Origin of the sequence: Streptomyces sp. NPDC005866, assembly GCF_040629895.1 — a bacterium.
In the GTDB taxonomy this organism is placed as follows: domain Bacteria; phylum Actinomycetota; class Actinomycetes; order Streptomycetales; family Streptomycetaceae; genus Streptomyces.
Window position 1 is genome coordinate 39496 of the sequence record NZ_JBEXWP010000004.1, and the last position, 16597, is coordinate 56092.

A 16597-nucleotide genomic window follows, 5' to 3' on the forward strand; every position below is an offset into this window, starting at 1 on the left:
GCGCGAAGGTACGCGAAGGCAGGGCCGGCGGGGGCGGGACTCACCGGCCCAGTGCCCTCAGCTGCTCAAGAAACCACTGCGCGGGAGGCAACGCGGTGGCCGCCGCGGCCAACCGCTTGCACCGCTCCGCCCGCTCCGCCCCCGGCACGGCCAACGCCTGCGCCAACGCCTCCGCCGTCCCCCCGATGTCGTACGGGTTCACGACCACCGCGTCCTCGCCCAGCTCCTCGTACGCCCCCGCCTCCCGCGAGAGCACCAGCACACACCCCTCGTCCGACACCACCGGAATCTCCTTGGCGACCAGGTTCATGCCGTCCCGGATCGGATTCACGAGCGCCACGTCGGCCAGCCGGTAAGCCGCCAGCGACCGCGCGAAGTCGTCCTTCACATGCAGTACGACCGGCGTCCAACCCGCCGTCCCGTACGTCGAGTTGATCTCGTCCGCGACCCGCTGCACCTCGGCGGTGTAGTCGCGGTACACCGCGAGGTCCTGCCGCGACGGGTACGCGAACGCGACATGCACCACCCGCTCCCGCCACTCGGGGTGGTCGTCGAGCAGCTGCCGATAGGCCAGCAGTCCCCGCACGATGTTCTTCGACAGCTCGGTGCGGTCCACCCGGACGATCGTCTTGCGGCCCTCCCCGATCTCCTCCCGCAGCGCGCGCATCCGCTCGTCCACATCGGGCTCGTGCGACCGCTTGCGCAGGAATTCCGCGTCGGCCCCCAGCCCGTGCACCCCGATCCGGGTCTCACCGGCCGCCGGAACCCCCGGGCCCAGCACCGCGTGGCAGCAGTCCACGAACGCGTCCGCCCACCGCCGGGTCAGAAACGCCGCGTGATCGGCGCCGAGGATCCCGCTCAGCAGCTCCGCCGCGATGTCGTCGGGCAGGAGCCGGAAGTAGTCCGGCGGCGCCCACGGGGTGTGGGAGAAATGGCCGATACGGAGATCCGGCCGCAGGCGGCGCAGCATCCGCGGGGCCAGTGCCAGGTGGTAGTCCTGGATGACGACCACCGCGCCCTCGCCCGCCTCCTGCGCCAGCGCCTGAGCGAACGCCTGGTTGTAGGCCTGGTACGAACCCCACCGCCGCCGGAACTCCGCGTCGAAGACCGGTTCCAGCGGGGTCTGGTAGAGCATGTGGTGGACGAACCAGAGCACCGAGTTCGCGATGCCGTTGTACGCGTCCGAGAACACGTCCGCGTCGATGTCGAGCATCCGGACCTGCTGCCCGCCGGTGTCCCGCGCCGGCAGCCGGCCGCCCTCGGCCTGCCGCACCGCCTCCCGGTCCCCGTCGCTCAGCGCCGCGCACACCCACACCGCGTTCGCGTCCGTCCCGATGGCAGACAGGCCCGAGACCAGTCCGCCGCCGCCGCGCTTGGCGTGCAGCGCACCGCCTTCGCGCATCTCGTACGAAACCGGGCCGCGATTCGACGCGACCAGCACCTGTGCACCGCCGGTGGAAGCCATACGCCTCAACCTAGCCCGGCCCGGAAACGCTCAAACGTACGGGTACGCCCCGGCGCGCCAACGTGTACGGCCGTACGGCCAGGTCAGGCCACGCTCACGCCACCCGGCGCTCGGCGTATTCGGCGATCTCCGCCATCGGCGGCCGTTCCTCGGTGTCCACGGAGTAGGTGCGCGGCTCGAAGCCGTCCTCACTCCGTTCGAACTGGGTCAGGGCGGGCCGGATCAGGTGCCCGCGGGCCAGCCGCAGCTGCGCGGTGCGGTAGATCGCGGCGGACATCCGGCCGAGGGCCTGGCCGTCCTGGTGGCGGTGTTTGCGGACGCCGACGTCGACCTGGGCGAGGGCATCCAGGCCCACCAGGTGCAGGGCGTCCACCAGCATCCCCAGTTCCACGCCGTAGCCGACCGGGAAGGGGAGCTGTTCCAGTAGTGAGCGGCGGGCCGCGTACTCGCCGCCGAGCGGCTGTACGAACCCGGCCAGCCGCGGCCAGTGCATGTTCAGCAGCGGGCGGGCCATCAGTTCGGTGACCCGGCCGCCCTGGCCGGAGGCCCCGGCCAGCGGGCGGTCGTACATCGCCTTGACCAGGTCGACGTCCGGGTCGGTCAGCAGCGGGCCGACGATCCCGGAGACGAAGTCGGAGGAGAACTCCTTCAGGTCGGCGTCGATGAAGCAGACGATGTCCCCGGTGGTGACCAGGAGGGAGCGCCAGAGGACCTCGCCCTTGCCGGGGACGGCGGGGACGCGCGGCAGGATCGTGTCGCGGTGGACGACCCGGGCGCCGGCCGCCGCGGCCACCGCAGCCGTACGGTCGGTGGAGCCGGAGTCGACGACCACGATCTCGTCGACGAGCGGCGCCTGCCGCATGAGGTCGTGACGGATGATCGCGACGATGTCGCCGACCGTCTCCTCCTCGTTGAGGGCGGGCAGCACGACGGAGACGGACTGACCCGTACGCTGTTTGGCGGCGAGTATCCGGTGCAGCGGGCGATCGTTCAGGGACCAGGAGCGGGTGGCCAGCCAGCGCTCGACTTCTTCCAGCACAGTCAGCGGCTCCTCACTGTCACGGTCACACTGCGAGGTGTGATCCATCTCGCGGTTCGGACGACTCTCTCAACTGTCCTGGCCTTCGGTTACAGTCTTGAACAACGCCGATGACCATCGCATGTCGTGAGTCACCGTGCGTCGACAACTGCATACCGCTCATCCAGAGGGGCAGAGGGACACGGCCCGATGAAGCCCCGGCAACCCTCCAGTCGGTTACTCGTGGATCGCTGATCACTGTCGATCGCTCGCGAGGCTCCCGGCTAGGGAAGGTGCCAAATCCGTCTCACGGCGAGATGCGTCGTGAGGAAGATGAGGAGAAAGGGCCTCGCCTCACATGGCTGCGCAGACTGTTGCCACCACCAACTCTACGACCGTCGACCTCGGTCCCGCCGCCGCCCTGAGCTGCCGCGAATGCGGTCACCGCGTGCCGCTCGGCCCGGTGTTCGCCTGCGAGGAGTGTTTCGGCCCGCTCGAGATCGCGTACGACTTCTCGGCCTACGAAACCGAGGAGCTGCGCAAGCGGATCGAAGCGGGTCCCGCGAACATCTGGCGCTACGCGCCGCTGCTGCCCGTCCCGGCGGACGTGGCGACCAAGCCGAACATCAACCCCGGCTGGACCAAGCTCGTGCAGGCCGACAACCTGGCGAAGGAACTGGGCGTCACCGGCGGCCTGTATGTGAAGGACGACTCCGGCAACCCGACGCACTCCTTCAAGGACCGCGTCGTCGCCCAGGCCGTCGAGGCCGCCCGCGCCTTCGGCTACACCACGCTCTCCTGCTCCTCCACCGGCAACCTCGCCGGCGCGGTCGGTGCCGCCGCCGCCCGGGCCGGTTTCCGCTCCTGCGTGTTCATCCCGCACGACCTGGAGCAGGGCAAGATCGTCATGGCCGCGATCTACGGCGGCGAACTCGTCGGCATCGAGGGCAACTACGACGACGTGAACCGTTTCTGCTCCGAGCTGATCGGTGACTCGGCCGGCGAGGGCTGGGGCTTCGTCAACGTCAACCTGCGGCCGTACTACGCGGAGGGCTCCAAGACGCTGGCGTACGAGATCTGCGAGCAGCTCGGCTGGCGGATCCCCGACCAGCTGGTCGTTCCCATCGCCTCCGGCTCGCAGCTCACGAAGATCGACAAGGGGCTGCAGGAGCTGATCAAGCTCGGGCTCGTCGAGGACAAGCCGTACAAGGTCTTCGGTGCGCAGGCAGAGGGGTGCTCGCCGGTGTCGGTGGCCTACAAGGCGGGCCAGGACGTGGTGCGGCCGCAGAAGCCCAACACCATCGCCAAGTCCCTCGCCATCGGCAACCCGGCCGACGGGCCGTACGTCCTCGACATCGCGCGCCGTACCGGCGGTGCGGTGGAGGACGTCACCGACGAGCAGGTCGTCGACGCGATCAAGCTGCTCGCGCGGACCGAGGGAATCTTCGCCGAGACCGCCGGCGGGGTGACGGTCGGAGTCACCAAGAAGCTCATTGAGAACGGGCTGATCGATCCGGCGAAGTCGGTCGTTGTACTGAACACCGGTGATGGACTGAAGACGCTGGACGCCGTGGCGGGCACCGGGCTTACGGCGACTATCCGGCCCACTCTCGAGTCGTTCCGCGAGGCTGGGCTGGCCTAGCAGGCAGTCGTCCAAAAGCAGGGCGTTGCTCTAACCGGAGGTTTGAAACGTGAGCGTCACCGTTCGCATCCCCACCATCCTGCGCACCTACACCGGTGGCCAGGCCGAAGTAAGCGCTGACGGGACCACCCTCGGCGAGGTCATCTCCGACCTGGAGAAGAACCACACCGGGATCGCCGCCCGCGTCCTCGACGACCAGGGCAAGCTGCGCCGGTTCGTGAATGTGTACGTCAATGACGACGATGTGCGCTTCGAACAGGGCCTGGAGACGGCCACCCCGGACGGCGCCGGCGTGTCCATCATCCCGGCCGTCGCCGGCGGCTGAGCCCCGGTGACCCCGCTGACCTGGCTGTCGTGATGGCCGTATGACCGAACATTACCTTCGGTAATACCCATCACCGACTGTTCATCCGATTGCCCCCTCCGTGAGAGAAGCGGAGGGGGCAATTCAGTGTGGTTGAGCGAGGTAGAGTTGGGGAACGCGCTCCTGATCTCCGGGGTGGAAGCCCCGGATTCATTCCGCAGGCCCGACAATAAGTAGCCAAAGTGTGCGGGTTATATGCGGCTTTTGCGGCTTTTATGCGGCCCGACTTGCCCTGAAGTCGGCCGAATTCTCACTACATTCCGGACCCTTCCGGTCCAGAATTCTCGTCCGATTGACCTGTTGCAGACGGCAGTTGGACAGATACATTCAGCCGCGGTCGACGCGTTCCGGCGCACGCCCCCAACCTGTGGGGGGTGAGGTCTGACCCGGATCCGCGAAGTGTGGATCTGTGCAAGGGCCAGTAATAGGGGAGTTAGGCATGGCTCAGGGCACCGTCAAGTGGTTCAACGCGGAGAAGGGGTACGGCTTCATCGCGGTCGACGGTGGTGCGGATGTTTTCGTCCACTACAGCGCGATTCAGATGGACGGCTACCGCACCCTGGAGGAAGGTCAGCGGGTCGAATTCGAGATCTCGCAGGGCCAGAAGGGGCCGCAGGCGGACATGGTCCGGCTCGCGACCAGCTGAAGCACGCGCCGACTGACAGCGTCGTTCTTCTTTCTTTGTCGGAGGGCTCGTAACCCATGGGAGCCATGGGTTACGAGCCCTTTGGCATGCCCGGGGCGAGCGCGCGAGCGCGCCACCGGGCGCGCGGCGCGGTGCCGGAGTCGAGGTGCGGTCGAGGGGCGGCCCAGTCCTCGGGAGGCGCTTGCGCCCGCCCGTCGCCCGACCGCCACTCCTCAACGAACACTCGCTTCGCGAGCGCGCCTTGCACTCTCGATGGGCGAGTGCTAATCATTGGCGTTAGCACTCTGAAGGTGAGAGTGACAAAGATGGACCGGGTCGGTGAGGCCCGCAGGCCGGGTGGGGCAAGGAACCCACGGGTCGGCGAGCCGTCCGTCGCGGGCGCGGGCGCGGTCCGAAGACTCACCCCCAGTCCTGGAGGGACCACTTCACATGGCCAAGATCATCGCGTTCGACGAGGAGGCGCGGCGCGGCCTTGAGCGCGGTATGAACCAGCTCGCCGACGCCGTCAAGGTCACCCTCGGCCCCAAGGGCCGCAACGTCGTCCTTGAGAAGAAGTGGGGCGCCCCCACGATCACCAACGATGGTGTGTCCATCGCCAAGGAGATCGAGCTGGAGGACCCGTACGAGAAGATCGGCGCCGAGCTGGTCAAGGAAGTCGCCAAGAAGACGGACGACGTCGCCGGTGACGGTACGACCACCGCGACCGTCCTCGCCCAGGCCCTGGTCAAGGAAGGCCTGCGCAACGTCGCCGCCGGCGCCAACCCCATGGCCCTCAAGCGCGGTATCGAGAAGGCCGTCGAGGCCGTCTCCGGTGCTCTCCTCGAGCAGGCGAAGGACGTCGAGACCAAGGAGCAGATCGCCTCCACGGCCTCCATCTCCGCCGCCGACACCCAGATCGGCGAGCTCATCGCCGAGGCGATGGACAAGGTCGGCAAGGAAGGCGTCATCACCGTCGAGGAGTCCCAGACCTTCGGTCTGGAGCTGGAGCTCACCGAGGGTATGCGCTTCGACAAGGGCTACATCTCGGCGTACTTCGCCACCGACATGGAGCGTATGGAGGCCGTCCTCGACGACCCGTACATCCTGATCGCCAACTCCAAGATCAGCTCCGTCAAGGACCTGCTCCCGCTCCTGGAGAAGGTCATGCAGTCGGGCAAGCCGCTGCTGATCATCGCCGAGGACGTCGAGGGCGAGGCCCTGTCGACCCTGGTCGTCAACAAGATCCGCGGCACCTTCAAGTCCGTCGCGGTCAAGGCCCCGGGCTTCGGCGACCGCCGCAAGGCGATGCTGAACGATATCGCCATCCTCACCGGCGGCGAGGTCATCTCCGAGGAGGTCGGTCTCAAGCTCGAGAACGCCACGCTCGACCTGCTGGGCCGCGCCCGCAAGGTGGTCGTCACCAAGGACGAGACCACCATCGTCGACGGTGCCGGCTCCACCGAGCAGGTCCAGGGCCGGGTCAACCAGATCCGCGCCGAGATCGAGCAGTCCGACTCGGACTACGACCGCGAGAAGCTCCAGGAGCGCCTGGCCAAGCTCGCCGGTGGCGTCGCCGTCATCAAGGCCGGTGCCGCGACCGAGGTCGAGCTCAAGGAGCGCAAGCACCGCATCGAGGATGCCGTTCGCAACGCGAAGGCGGCCGTCGAGGAGGGCATCGTCGCCGGTGGTGGCGTGGCGCTCATCCAGGCCTCCGCGGTGTTCGAGAAGCTGGAGCTCGAGGGTGACGAGGCGACCGGCGCCAACGCCGTGAGGCTCGCCCTGGAGGCCCCGCTCAAGCAGATCGCCATCAACGCTGGTCTCGAGGGTGGCGTCGTCGTCGAGAAGGTGCGCAACCTTCAGGTCGGCCACGGTCTGAACGCCGCGACCGGCGAATACGTCGACATGATCGCCGAGGGCATCATCGACCCGGCGAAGGTGACCCGCTCCGCTCTGCAGAACGCGGCCTCCATCGCCGCGCTGTTCCTCACCACCGAGGCCGTCATCGCCGACAAGCCGGAGAAGGCCGCCGCGGCCGCTCCGGGCGGCATGCCGGGCGGTGACATGGACTTCTGATCGACCCCTGGTTGATCGCCTGTCCTGCCGAGGGCGGCACTCCCTGTTCACAGGGGGTGCCGCCCTCGGGCGTTTCGGCCGGTCCGGACGGGGGCGTCGACGGCAAGGAACCGCGGTCGCCGAAGCGGGAGTCGCCCGTCGGCCGGCCGGGGCGGCCGTGGGGCCGGGGCGGGCCCGTGTCCCGGGTCACACAGCATCCGCGCGGAAGCGGGAATGGGCACGTCCGGGTAGGTCGTTGTCTTCTGTGCGCACTGGATGCGTGTGCACATACCGTTCGGTCTACTGCCTACTCACGAGGAGCCCCCCACGTGACCGTCACCACGCCCCCCGCCTCCCGCGCGGCCGAGATCCTCTCCCGTCCGATCACCCTGAACGGGCTCACGGTCCCCAACCGGATCGTGATGGCCCCCATGACCCGGCAGTTCAGCCCCGGCGGCGTCCCCGGCGAGGACGTGGTCTCGTACTACGCCCGCCGGGCCGCCGCCGGTGTCGGTCTGATCGTCACCGAGGGCACGTACGTCGGTCATGACTCCGCCGGGCAGAGCAGCAGTATCCCGCGGTTCCACGGCGAGGAGCAGCTGGCGGGCTGGGCGAAGGTGGCCGAGGGGGTGCACGCGGCCGGCGGCACGATCGTCCCGCAGCTGTGGCACATCGGCATGGTGCGCAAGCAGGGCCAGCCTCCGTACGCGGACGCCCCCGCCGTCGGCCCCTCCGGCATCCGCCTGGACGGCACCGAGGGCGAGGGCAAGGCGATGAGCCGGGAGGATCTGGACGACGTCATCCGCGCGTTCGCCGAGGCCGCGGCCGCCGCCGAGCGCATCGGCTTCGACGGGGTCGAGCTGCACGGCGCCCACGGCTACCTCCTTGACCAGTTCCTGTGGGCGGGCACCAACCGCCGTACGGACGCGTACGGCGGTGACCCGGTCGCCCGTACGAAGTTCGCGGCGGAGATCGTGGCCGCCGTGCGCGCGTCGGTCTCCCCGGACTTCCCGGTGATCTTCCGCTACTCGCAGTGGAAGTCGGACAACTACGACGCCCGTCTCGCCGAGACCCCCGAGGAGCTGGAGGCGATCCTCACCCCGTTGGCGGCGGCCGGTGTCGACGTCTTCCACGCCTCCACCCGGCGCTACTGGCTCCCCGAGTTCGAGGGCTCCGACCTCAACCTGGCCGGCTGGACCAAGAAGCTCACCGGCAGGCCCACCATCACCGTCGGCTCGGTCGGCCTCGACGGCGAGTTCATCGGCGCGTTCCGGGGCGAGGGCTCCTCGGTCAAGGGCATCGAGGACCTCCTCGACAGCCTCGAGCGCGAGGAGTACGACATGGTCGCCGTCGGCCGCGCCCTCCTCCAGGACCCCGAGTGGGCCGCGAAGGTCCTCAGCGGCCGTACGGACGAGCTCAACCCGTACGAGGCGGCATCGCTGAAGACCCTGATCTGAGCCACCCCCTTCGCCCTCGGGTTCATCCGGCGACCAGCCGGAAGAACCCGAGGGCGAACGCGTACGCAGGGCGACGCAGCCCCGATATACCTTCCACATACCTTCCATGCGCGGGATCCGCGGGCCCATGAGACGGTGTACGAGATCGACTGGGCGGAGGCCAGGGCGTCGTCGCCGAGCACGGCTGACATGCGGGTTCTCCCGGGACAGGGCAGCTTTCACCCTTTCGGGTGAGGGGTGTTCGGCACTCGTGCGAAGTGCCGGACGTTCCATCAGTGACCGGCCGTGAAGCCGGGAGCGACCAGCCGTCCAGGGCGGCAGCAGGAGTGAGTCAGCCCCCGAGCGTGGCAGCGATCAGCTGTCGAAAGTGAGCGATCATGACGACAAGCGTGCCCCAGGACCCGGCCCCCGTGACCGAGGGGCCGGTGGTCCGCACCGCCGCCGGTGCCGTGCGCGGGTTGCGGGAGGACGGGCTGGCGGTCTTCCGGGGCATACCGTTCGCCGAGCCCCCGGTCGGGGAGGCGAGGTTCGCGGCGCCACGCCCGGCACGCGCGTGGGACGGGACGCGCGAGGCGTACGCCTTCGGACCGCCGCCCCCGCAGGACCTGGGCGTCCAGGCGCGCACGGGCGTCCTGGAGGCCCCCGAGGGCGACGACTGGCTGACGGTGAACGTATGGACACCCGACCCGGACCCGGCGGCCCGCCGCCCGGTGATGGTCTGGATCTACGGCGGCGCCTACAAGCTCGGCCACTCCGGCAGCCCCGGTTACGACGCCCAGCACATCGCACGCGACGGTGATGTGGTCGTGGTCTCCCTCAACTACCGCGTCGGCATGGAGGGTTTCGCCCAGATCGAGGGGGCGCCGGCGAACCGGGGCCTGCTGGACCAGGTGGCGGCGCTGGAGTGGGTGCGGGAGAACATCGCGGCCTTCGGCGGCGACCCCGACCAGGTCACGGTCTTCGGGGAGTCGGCGGGCGGCGGGTCGGTGGCCTCGCTGCTGGCGATGCCGAGGGCCCGGGGGCTGTTCCGGCGGGCGATCGCCCAGAGCGTCCCGGGCACGTTCTTCTCCACCGAACTGGCCGATGACATCGCGCAGGCCCTCGCGGCGGAGGCCGGCCTGCGCCCCACGCTGGCCGACCTCGCGGCGACCGACCCGCGCCGGCTGCCGGACGTGGGGCAGTCGCTGGGCGTCAAGATGCCCCAGTACATGGGCCGTTGGGGCCAGATCGCGCCGACGGTGACGCCGTTCGCGCCGGTGGTCGACGGCGAGGTGCTGCCCACCACGCCCTGGCAGGCGCTGGCCTCCGGCTCCGCTCGGGACGTTGATCTCCTCGTGGGCCACAACCGCGACGAGTACCGCCTCTTCCTGGTCATGGGCGGGATGTACGGCAAGATCACGGACGAGCAGGCGACCGGCGCCCTGCGCCTGTTCGCGCCGGGCGGCGAGGCGGGGGTGCGGGCCTACCGCGCGGCCTTCCCCGAGGCGTCGGCGGGCGAGCTGTACGAACGGGTGCAGACCGACTGGCTCTTCGGCATACCGTCCCTGCGCCTGGCGGAGGCACAGACCGCGGGCGGCGGCCGGGCCCACCTGTACGAACTGACCTGGGGCGCCCCGGGAAGCGACGGGCTGCTGGGCGCCTGCCACGGCCTGGACATCCCGCTGCTGTTCGGCACGTTCGAGGCGGACCTCGCCAACCTCCTCTGGGCGGGCACGGGCGTCACCCCTGAGGCGGAGGCCCTGTCCACCCGCTTCCGCGCGGCGTGGACGGCGTTCGCGAGGACGGGAGACCCGGGCTGGCCGGCCTTCGACATTCAGGACCGCCCCACCCAGGTACTGGACGTGACACCGACGGTGACGCCGTACCCGGAGGAGCGGAGCAGGAAGCTCTGGGAGGGCTACGAATTCACCCCCTCCCCCCTGCTCGGCTGACCACTCGGATCCGGGCGGGCCCGCGCGCTACACGCGCCACGGTGACCGACGCACAGGTGATGTGCTGCGCGGTCTCCAGCGTCACTTCGGCTGCGGTGCGGTGATCCGTTTCTCGAACCAGTGGTGGGCGTACGGCTCGTCGTTGAAGGCGGGGATCTCCTGGAAGCCGAAGGAGCGGTAAAGGGTGATCGCGGCGGTGAGTGCCTTGTTGGTGTCCAGGCGGAGTGTGTCGCGGCCGTGCTGGGCGGCCCGCGCCTCCAGTTCGGTCAGGAACCGGCGGGCGAGGCCGAGTCTGCGGGCATGGGGGGCGACCCACATGCGCTTGATCTCCGCCGGAGCTCCGGGCGGCAGCTTCACACCGGCACAGCCGATGGGTTCGCCATGCAGCCGGGCGACGAGGAACAGGCCGCGAGGCGGCCGGAGTTCACCCGCGTCGGGCAGCAGGCTGCGTGCGGGATCGAAGCCGGTGTCGAAGCGCTCCTGCAGTTCGGCGAAGTAGGCCAGCAGGCAGCGCCGGGCGTCGGGATGGTCGGGGTCCACGGCGTCCAGAGTGACGGTCGCGGCCGTCAGCAGTCGGTCGACCTCGTCCATGGCCGCGACCAGCCGGGCGCGCTGTGCGGTGTTGAGCGGATCCAGGAGGGAGCCGGCCAGTTCGTCGCTGCGGTCGTCGAGCAGGGCGCGTTCCGCCCGGCCCTTCTCGGTGAGCCGTACGGTGCGTACCCGCCTGTCCTCGGGCTGCGGCTCCACCGTCACCAGGCCGGCGGACTGCAGGGAGCGCAGCAGCCGGCTGACGTATCCGGAATCGAGCCCGAGTCGCTCGCGCAGGCGCCGTACGTCCTGGCCCTGATCACCGACCTCCCAGAGCAGCCGGGCTTCGCCGATCGGCCGGTCGCGCCCCAGGTAGCGGTCGTGGAGCACGCCCACGCGCTCGGTGACGGTGCGGTTGAACCGCCGTACTTGCTCGATCTGCGCCCCATCCATTCTCTGACTTTAGTCAGAGAACCGCGCCCGGGCCAGGGGCAGCCGCTAAAGGTTGCCGAGGGGCTCGATGTCCATGTGCACCGGAGTGCCCCACACCCGGAGCACCTCGTAGTCGGTGAACTCGTGGACGAGCCGGTAGGCCATCGCCGGCCGGGACCCGCGTCGCTGTGCCGCGATATACAGCTCCGCCTCGCGTCGGTCGCGACGGGGCGTGCCGCACAGCTCCCACTCCCGGCCGTTCCACGCCTCCGGCAGCCACCGCTGCTGGGGCTGCGGCCGGTCGGCCCGCACCCCGTAACGGGACATCGAAGGCACCGCGGCCGCCTCACCGTGCACCGGCCGCGGCCCACCCCCGAACTCCGACCGCCGTGCGGCCCGCCGCCGCGTCTCGCACAACAGGCACAGATCCGGAGCGCTCTTGTCCACAGGTCCCTGCGGATGCTCGGCACACCGGGTACTGGGCGCGGCCGCGCTGACGCCCTCCTCCAGCAGGTCGAGAGCGCGGCGGAGGTCGTCCTTGACCTCGTGCAGCTTGGCGTCGGGCGTGCCGGCGGTCAGGGCCTCCCCATGCTCGCCGATGAGGCGAAGGGCACGGCCCAGAGCGGTCAGCTGGGAGTGGTTCATGCGAACCAGCGTGGCATACGGCGCTGACAACGCCGCCAGGACGTGATGTCAGGTGCTGCGACCGGCATTGAGTACATGGACCGTGACGGCGTCGCCGTCGGGCCGGTAGAGCACTCGCCAAGTGCCGACGTGCAGGCGGTAGTACCCGGATGTCCCCAGGGCGCGAGCCGCCTTGGGGCGTGGGTCTTCGGTAAGCGCTCGTACTGCTGCGGCAGTCGCTTTGGTGGCGTACACCTCATGGGCGCGGCTGTCGTCGGAGACCGTGTTGTCGTACGAGACCACGCGCTCGAAGTCGATGAACAGATGGTCCGTGGCGCCGGTCGACTCGGCCTTCCTATGGAGGTCGTGGCCAAGCTCAAGCAGGTCGTCTGTGTGAAGGGCTGACGTTCGGCCCTTTCCGTGGTCGGGGCCCCGCCGGAGTGTTCTGGCGGGGGCCCCGTCTGTGATCCGCGGTCTGTTCGCCCGTCACTTCGGCCGTGCGGGGCAATCCTCGCGGCCATCCGTATGCATTTCCGCGTCCGCCAGGCCGTGCTGTGCGAAGCCAGTGGAGCCGAGTGGTACCTGTATCGCGCCCAACAAGCGACCCAATTACTCATTTTCATTCATTCGGGACAGATGAATGGTGGGGATGGTTGGCGGGCCGCTTATCCGTGAGGAAGGACATTCATGAAGAACCGTTTGGTGCTCGCCGGATCGACCCTGGTGGCAAGCCTCGGCCTGGGTGTGTCGGCGGTACCGGCCGTGGCTGCCCAGATCGACGTGACCATCGCCTGCGACGACAACGGATCCCAGCACCTCATCGACGCCATCAACGAAGCGAACAGCAACAACGGCGGCACGATCAAGCTGGCCAAGCGCTGCGCCTACCGCTTTGAGGAGGCGTTCAACGGCACCCTGACCGCCCTGCCCCCAATCACCAGCGACGTCAAGATCATCGGCTACGAGTCGACGCTGATCCGCTCCATGAACGGCACAGAATTCCGGATCCTCCGCGTCGAGGAGGGCGGCAGCCTCACCCTCAAGGGCGTCACGGTGACCGGCGGCTTCCTCACCGCGGACCCCAACGATGACGAGGGCGCCGCGGACGGTGGTGGGATCGCCAACGAAGGCACGCTTCGACTGGAGAAGAGCACGGTCATCGGCAACCAGGTCACCGGTGACGGCGGCGGCATCTCCAACGAGGGCGGGAACGTGACGCTGGTGGACAGCCGCGTCCTTGCGAACATCGCCTTCGACCAGGGCGGCGGCGCCGGCGACGGTGGCGGCCTCAGCAATAACGCGGCCGGTACCCTCGCGATCAAGAAGTCCACCATCGCCGGCAACACCTCCGAGGAGGACGGCGGCGGCATCCAGAACCAGGGCAATCTGACCGTCGAGGGCACGCTGTTCTCCAAGAACGAGGCTCGTGACGACGACGGCGCCGCCATCAACAACCTGGGCAACGCCAGGATCGAGGACAGCAAGTTCGTCGAGAACCACGCCGGCCTCGAGGGCGGCGCCATCAACAACGACCCGGCGGCGACCAACACGCTGCAGGTCATCGGCTCCTCGTTCTCCCGCAACGTCGCGGGCCGTGACGGTGGCGCGCTCAACAACGAGGGCACGGCGACCCTGAGGAAGACGAAGATCGAGGAGAACCAGGCCGGCAGGGACGGCGGCGGCATCAACAACGAGGAGGACGGCGACGACCCCACGGTGCTCACCCTCGACCACACGACGGTCACCGGGAACCGCGCCGCCCACGACGGCGGCGGCATCAACAACTGGACGGGTGCCGAGGTCATTCGCAAGGACAGCAAAATCTCCAACAACCTCCCGAACAACTGTGCTGGCGACGTCCCCGGTTGCTCATCCTGAAGGCCGCCAAGCCGAAGTCTTGCAGGTAGAGCCGATCATCAGCCGGACGCGGCCGCCATGGCCAAGCTCACTCAGGTCGTCTGTGTGAAGGGCTGACGCGGAGAAGTTCTGAGGCACCGGGCCCCCGGCTGTACGCCGGGGGCCTTGCTCACGCCGGTCCCCGGGTCTCCTTCGGCGAGGTCTGGCCCCGGGCCGGCCAGGCAGCGGTACGGCCCGGATTGCGTTTCCGTGGGTCGGCGAGTAGGCGCGGGGTGGCCCGTTGCGTGAGGGGAACTCTTCGACGATCGCCTGCTCCGGCACGTCGAGGAGCGAGAGGACCAGAGCCGCCAGCAGGCTCATGCGGTCCTTGCCGGAGGCACAGCCTCCAGCGCGCGGGCCATTTGAGGCGCGGCCGGGAGCCATCTCGCCGAGTCGGGGAGCCGGCGCTGGTGTTGAGGGCCGTGCGGAGGGCGCACTGGCCGTAGGGCAGCTGGTTGGCCAGGGTTTTCACCGAGGTGTCGGCGCCGCCGGGGAGGCGGTCGACGTACGCGGCGATGGCTGCTTCGCGGGGCGCGAGATGGGCGAAGTCGTGGGTGGTGCGGGGACGTTGGTCGGGCGCCGTGCGCTTCCCGTACCCCGGGTTGGCCATGGGGTGTGCGGCCGGGGAGGCGTGCGCGGGCAGGAGGGCGGCACTAAGCTGGCTGTCAGCCATGGGGATCGTTCTGTCCGATCTCTTTGGTCAAGCCCCCCGCAGGTTGAGTTCTGTCATGGATGGTCCTGCCGACCTGGGTGGCACACCAGGATGGGGTCCCGTGCATGCCCCGGCCCGTGACGAACCGATCTTCGCGGAGCCCTGGCAGCGCCGGGCGTTCGCGCTGGCGATTCTCTCCAGCCGTGCCGCGTCCGGCGGAGTCAACACGGACGCCTTCCGGCACGCCCAAGTTGTGGCTGGCGCGCTGGAAGACGTACTGGTCGGTGTGGACGCCGTGTCCACGGACGAGGTCACCGCACGCGCCCAGACCCTGGCGCGGCGCCCTCCGGGCCACGACCAGGGGGTTACTCCTTGACGCCCTCCACAAAGGCCGACCAGGCCTCCGGCCGGAACGCGAGCTTCGGGCCGTGGGGGGCGGTTTTGGAGTCGCGGACGGGAATGAGGGGGGCGTGACCGTAGGCCACTTCGAGGCAGTTGTCGTCACCGGTGCTGTACGTCGACTTACGCCATACGGCCGCGGTCAGGCCGTCGTCAGGGATGTTCCTCATAGGCGTAATCCTCCGCCAGCGCCTCGATAAGGGCCAGAGACTTCTCCTGCGAGAGGGCGGAGGCGACGATGAGATCAAACACGAACCTCAGTTGGGCGACCGTGGCTGGGTCGTCCTCAAGCCGCCCGTGGCGTACTCCTTCGGAATAGGCCAGCGCCGGTGCGTCGGCGAACTCCATCAGTTTGAGCGCACCCGACATCGCCGCGTGCGCGCCTGCGCTGAACGGCAGTACCTGCACGATGACCCGGCCCCGACCGATCAGGCCGGCGAGGTGCCGCAGGGCCTTTGACATGATTGCCCGGCCACCGCACACCCGGCGCAACGCTGCTTCCTCAAGCACCGCCCACAACAACGGCTTTGTTGGATGGTCCAGCAGGCGGGCCCGCGCCATGCGGCCGTCCACCCACTCCTCGATGGTCTTCTCCGGCGCTGTCGGTTCGCAAGCGCGGTCCACGGCCCGTGCGTACTCAGGTGTCTGGAGCAGCCCGGGAATCAGCAGCGGCGCGTACTGCCGGATCGCCGTAGCTTGAGCCTCCGCCTCTGCCACCTCCTCGAAGTGCTCGTGATACTTAAAGGTGGCGGCAGACGCCTTGCAGTTCCGTGTGAAGAAGCCCCCCGTTTCCAGAACCTCGTCCAGCATCCGCGCGATATCCGGCAGCATCCGCCGCGTCCCCGCCTCCAACTGCCCGATGAACGATCCGCTCACGAACAGCCTCTGGCCCAACTGCGTTTGACTCAGCCCCTTGCGCTCGCGCGCATGCCGTAACTCCGCACCCAGCAGCGCTCGTGGCGACGACGACGGGTCCAGGTCCTTCGGTCCTGCCATGGGCAACCCCCAGTTCCACAGACGAGGTTGTTGGGACGTCCTGTCTGGCCAGGTTAGAGCCGCTGCCGACACGCTGTGTTGCGAATGGCGAACTCAGCGTGGAGGTGGGGAAAGGTGCGGCCGACCGAAGAAGTCGTGGAGTCGTTGCGGATGGCCTTGAAGGGGGCCGGGGTTGTGCTGCCGTCGCTGTGCGTCGATCCGGTGACCGGTGCGAGTGATGAACCCTTCGCTCTGGTCGACCTGGGGCGTTGCAACGTCCGGGTGGCGGAGCGGCTGGCCTCGGTGGTGCGCGGCGAACGGCCACCCGTCGGGGCGTATGTGACGGACAAGCGCGACGGACGGATCGGCGAGGGGATGGGGCACGTCGGCGGCAGGGTGCAGCTGCGGCCAGTCGCCGGTGGGCGGGAGTGGGACTGTCCGGCGGAGTCGCTGGAGCCGGGCGCCGTCGGAGGAAGTGCTGCGGGCGCAGGTCAAGCGGGCGAACAGGGCTGGACGGCTGCCCTGTTGAGGGCAGCC

General features: G+C 69.1%; 15 protein-coding genes, 3 pseudogenes and 1 riboswitch. Of the genes and pseudogenes, 9 read left to right on the forward strand and 9 right to left on the reverse strand.

The window, feature by feature from the left end:
* Positions 1 to 40 precede the first annotated feature (40 nt).
* Together ABZ396_RS07085 and ABZ396_RS07090 are read right to left on the reverse strand one after the other, a co-directional pair.
* The gene (locus tag ABZ396_RS07085) at positions 41 to 1465 is read right to left on the reverse strand and encodes a trehalose-6-phosphate synthase (RefSeq protein WP_358916506.1); all 1425 of its coding nucleotides are present in this window, start codon (positions 1463 to 1465) and stop codon (positions 41 to 43) included.
* Between the two features lie 94 nt (positions 1466 to 1559).
* The gene (locus tag ABZ396_RS07090; RefSeq protein ID WP_358916508.1) at positions 1560 to 2504 is read right to left on the reverse strand and encodes a glucosyl-3-phosphoglycerate synthase; all 945 of its coding nucleotides are present in this window, start codon (positions 2502 to 2504) and stop codon (positions 1560 to 1562) included.
* 156 nt (positions 2505 to 2660) lie between these two features.
* Positions 2661 to 2823, forward strand: a riboswitch (SAM riboswitch).
* Positions 2824 to 2841: 18 nt separating this feature from the next.
* Between ABZ396_RS07090 and thrC the strand changes: the two genes are divergently transcribed.
* The 6 genes from thrC to ABZ396_RS07120 all read left to right on the forward strand — a co-directional run bounded on the left by thrC (position 2842) and on the right by ABZ396_RS07120 (position 10554).
* Complete coding sequence (gene thrC / locus ABZ396_RS07095) at positions 2842 to 4125, forward strand: threonine synthase (protein WP_358916509.1); 1284 nt, start codon at positions 2842 to 2844, stop codon at positions 4123 to 4125.
* Positions 4126 to 4174: 49 nt separating this feature from the next.
* Positions 4175 to 4450 carry a MoaD/ThiS family protein gene (locus ABZ396_RS07100; protein WP_358916511.1) on the forward strand — a complete coding sequence of 92 codons (276 nt, stop codon included), beginning with the start codon at positions 4175 to 4177 and terminating at the stop codon, positions 4448 to 4450.
* A 478-nt stretch (positions 4451 to 4928) separates the two neighbouring features.
* On the forward strand, positions 4929 to 5135 hold the full coding sequence (locus ABZ396_RS07105; protein ID WP_164304865.1) for a cold-shock protein: 207 nt from the start codon (positions 4929 to 4931) through the stop codon (positions 5133 to 5135).
* A gap of 429 nt (positions 5136 to 5564) precedes the next feature.
* Positions 5565 to 7187 carry a chaperonin GroEL gene (gene groL / locus ABZ396_RS07110; RefSeq protein ID WP_358916513.1) on the forward strand — a complete coding sequence of 541 codons (1623 nt, stop codon included), beginning with the start codon at positions 5565 to 5567 and terminating at the stop codon, positions 7185 to 7187.
* A 308-nt stretch (positions 7188 to 7495) separates the two neighbouring features.
* A complete protein-coding gene (locus ABZ396_RS07115) occupies positions 7496 to 8623 on the forward strand; it encodes an NADH:flavin oxidoreductase (RefSeq protein WP_358916515.1) in 1128 nt (375 codons plus the stop codon).
* Positions 8624 to 9000: 377 nt separating this feature from the next.
* Positions 9001 to 10554 carry a carboxylesterase family protein gene (locus tag ABZ396_RS07120; RefSeq protein ID WP_358916517.1) on the forward strand — a complete coding sequence of 518 codons (1554 nt, stop codon included), beginning with the start codon at positions 9001 to 9003 and terminating at the stop codon, positions 10552 to 10554.
* Between the two features lie 81 nt (positions 10555 to 10635).
* Here the strand turns inward: ABZ396_RS07120 and ABZ396_RS07125 are convergent, their stop codons facing one another.
* The 3 genes and pseudogenes from ABZ396_RS07125 to ABZ396_RS07135 form a co-directional block, all read right to left on the reverse strand.
* Positions 10636 to 11535, reverse strand: a complete 900-nt coding sequence (locus tag ABZ396_RS07125; protein ID WP_358916519.1) for a helix-turn-helix domain-containing GNAT family N-acetyltransferase — start codon at positions 11533 to 11535, stop codon at positions 10636 to 10638.
* Positions 11536 to 11580: 45 nt separating this feature from the next.
* On the reverse strand, positions 11581 to 12159 hold the full coding sequence (locus tag ABZ396_RS07130) for a hypothetical protein (protein WP_358916521.1): 579 nt from the start codon (positions 12157 to 12159) through the stop codon (positions 11581 to 11583).
* A 48-nt stretch (positions 12160 to 12207) separates the two neighbouring features.
* Positions 12208 to 12492 (reverse strand): annotated as a pseudogene (locus ABZ396_RS07135) (type II toxin-antitoxin system RelE/ParE family toxin); the annotation flags it as partial.
* Positions 12493 to 12825: 333 nt separating this feature from the next.
* Between ABZ396_RS07135 and ABZ396_RS07140 the strand changes: the two are divergent.
* Entirely contained in the window at positions 12826 to 14016 is a 1191-nt protein-coding gene (locus ABZ396_RS07140; RefSeq protein WP_358916523.1) for a hypothetical protein, read from the forward strand.
* On the opposite strand, the gene ABZ396_RS07145 is transcribed toward ABZ396_RS07140, so the two are convergent.
* Positions 14008 to 14418 carry a tyrosine-protein phosphatase gene (locus ABZ396_RS07145; protein WP_358916729.1) on the reverse strand — a complete coding sequence of 137 codons (411 nt, stop codon included), beginning with the start codon at positions 14416 to 14418 and terminating at the stop codon, positions 14008 to 14010. The two genes, ABZ396_RS07140 and ABZ396_RS07145, sit on opposite strands and share 9 nt — an antisense overlap.
* Before the next feature lie 28 nt (positions 14419 to 14446).
* Positions 14447 to 14644 (reverse strand): annotated as a pseudogene (locus tag ABZ396_RS07150) (hypothetical protein); the annotation flags it as partial.
* A 118-nt stretch (positions 14645 to 14762) separates the two neighbouring features.
* On the opposite strand from ABZ396_RS07150, the gene ABZ396_RS07155 reads away from it, so the two are divergent.
* Complete coding sequence (locus tag ABZ396_RS07155) at positions 14763 to 15062, forward strand: hypothetical protein (RefSeq protein ID WP_358916525.1); 300 nt, start codon at positions 14763 to 14765, stop codon at positions 15060 to 15062.
* Here the strand turns inward: ABZ396_RS07155 and ABZ396_RS07160 are convergent.
* A complete protein-coding gene (locus tag ABZ396_RS07160) occupies positions 15052 to 15255 on the reverse strand; it encodes a DUF397 domain-containing protein (RefSeq protein WP_358916527.1) in 204 nt (67 codons plus the stop codon). The two genes, ABZ396_RS07155 and ABZ396_RS07160, sit on opposite strands and share 11 nt — an antisense overlap.
* A complete protein-coding gene (locus ABZ396_RS07165; RefSeq protein WP_358916529.1) occupies positions 15239 to 16081 on the reverse strand; it encodes a helix-turn-helix transcriptional regulator in 843 nt (280 codons plus the stop codon). Before ABZ396_RS07165 ends, ABZ396_RS07160 begins: the two co-directional genes overlap by 17 nt.
* A 114-nt stretch (positions 16082 to 16195) precedes the next feature.
* Here ABZ396_RS07165 and ABZ396_RS07170 point away from each other — a divergent pair.
* Positions 16196 to 16589: pseudogene (locus ABZ396_RS07170) on the forward strand (hypothetical protein).
* The last annotated feature ends 8 nt before the right edge of the window (positions 16590 to 16597 follow it).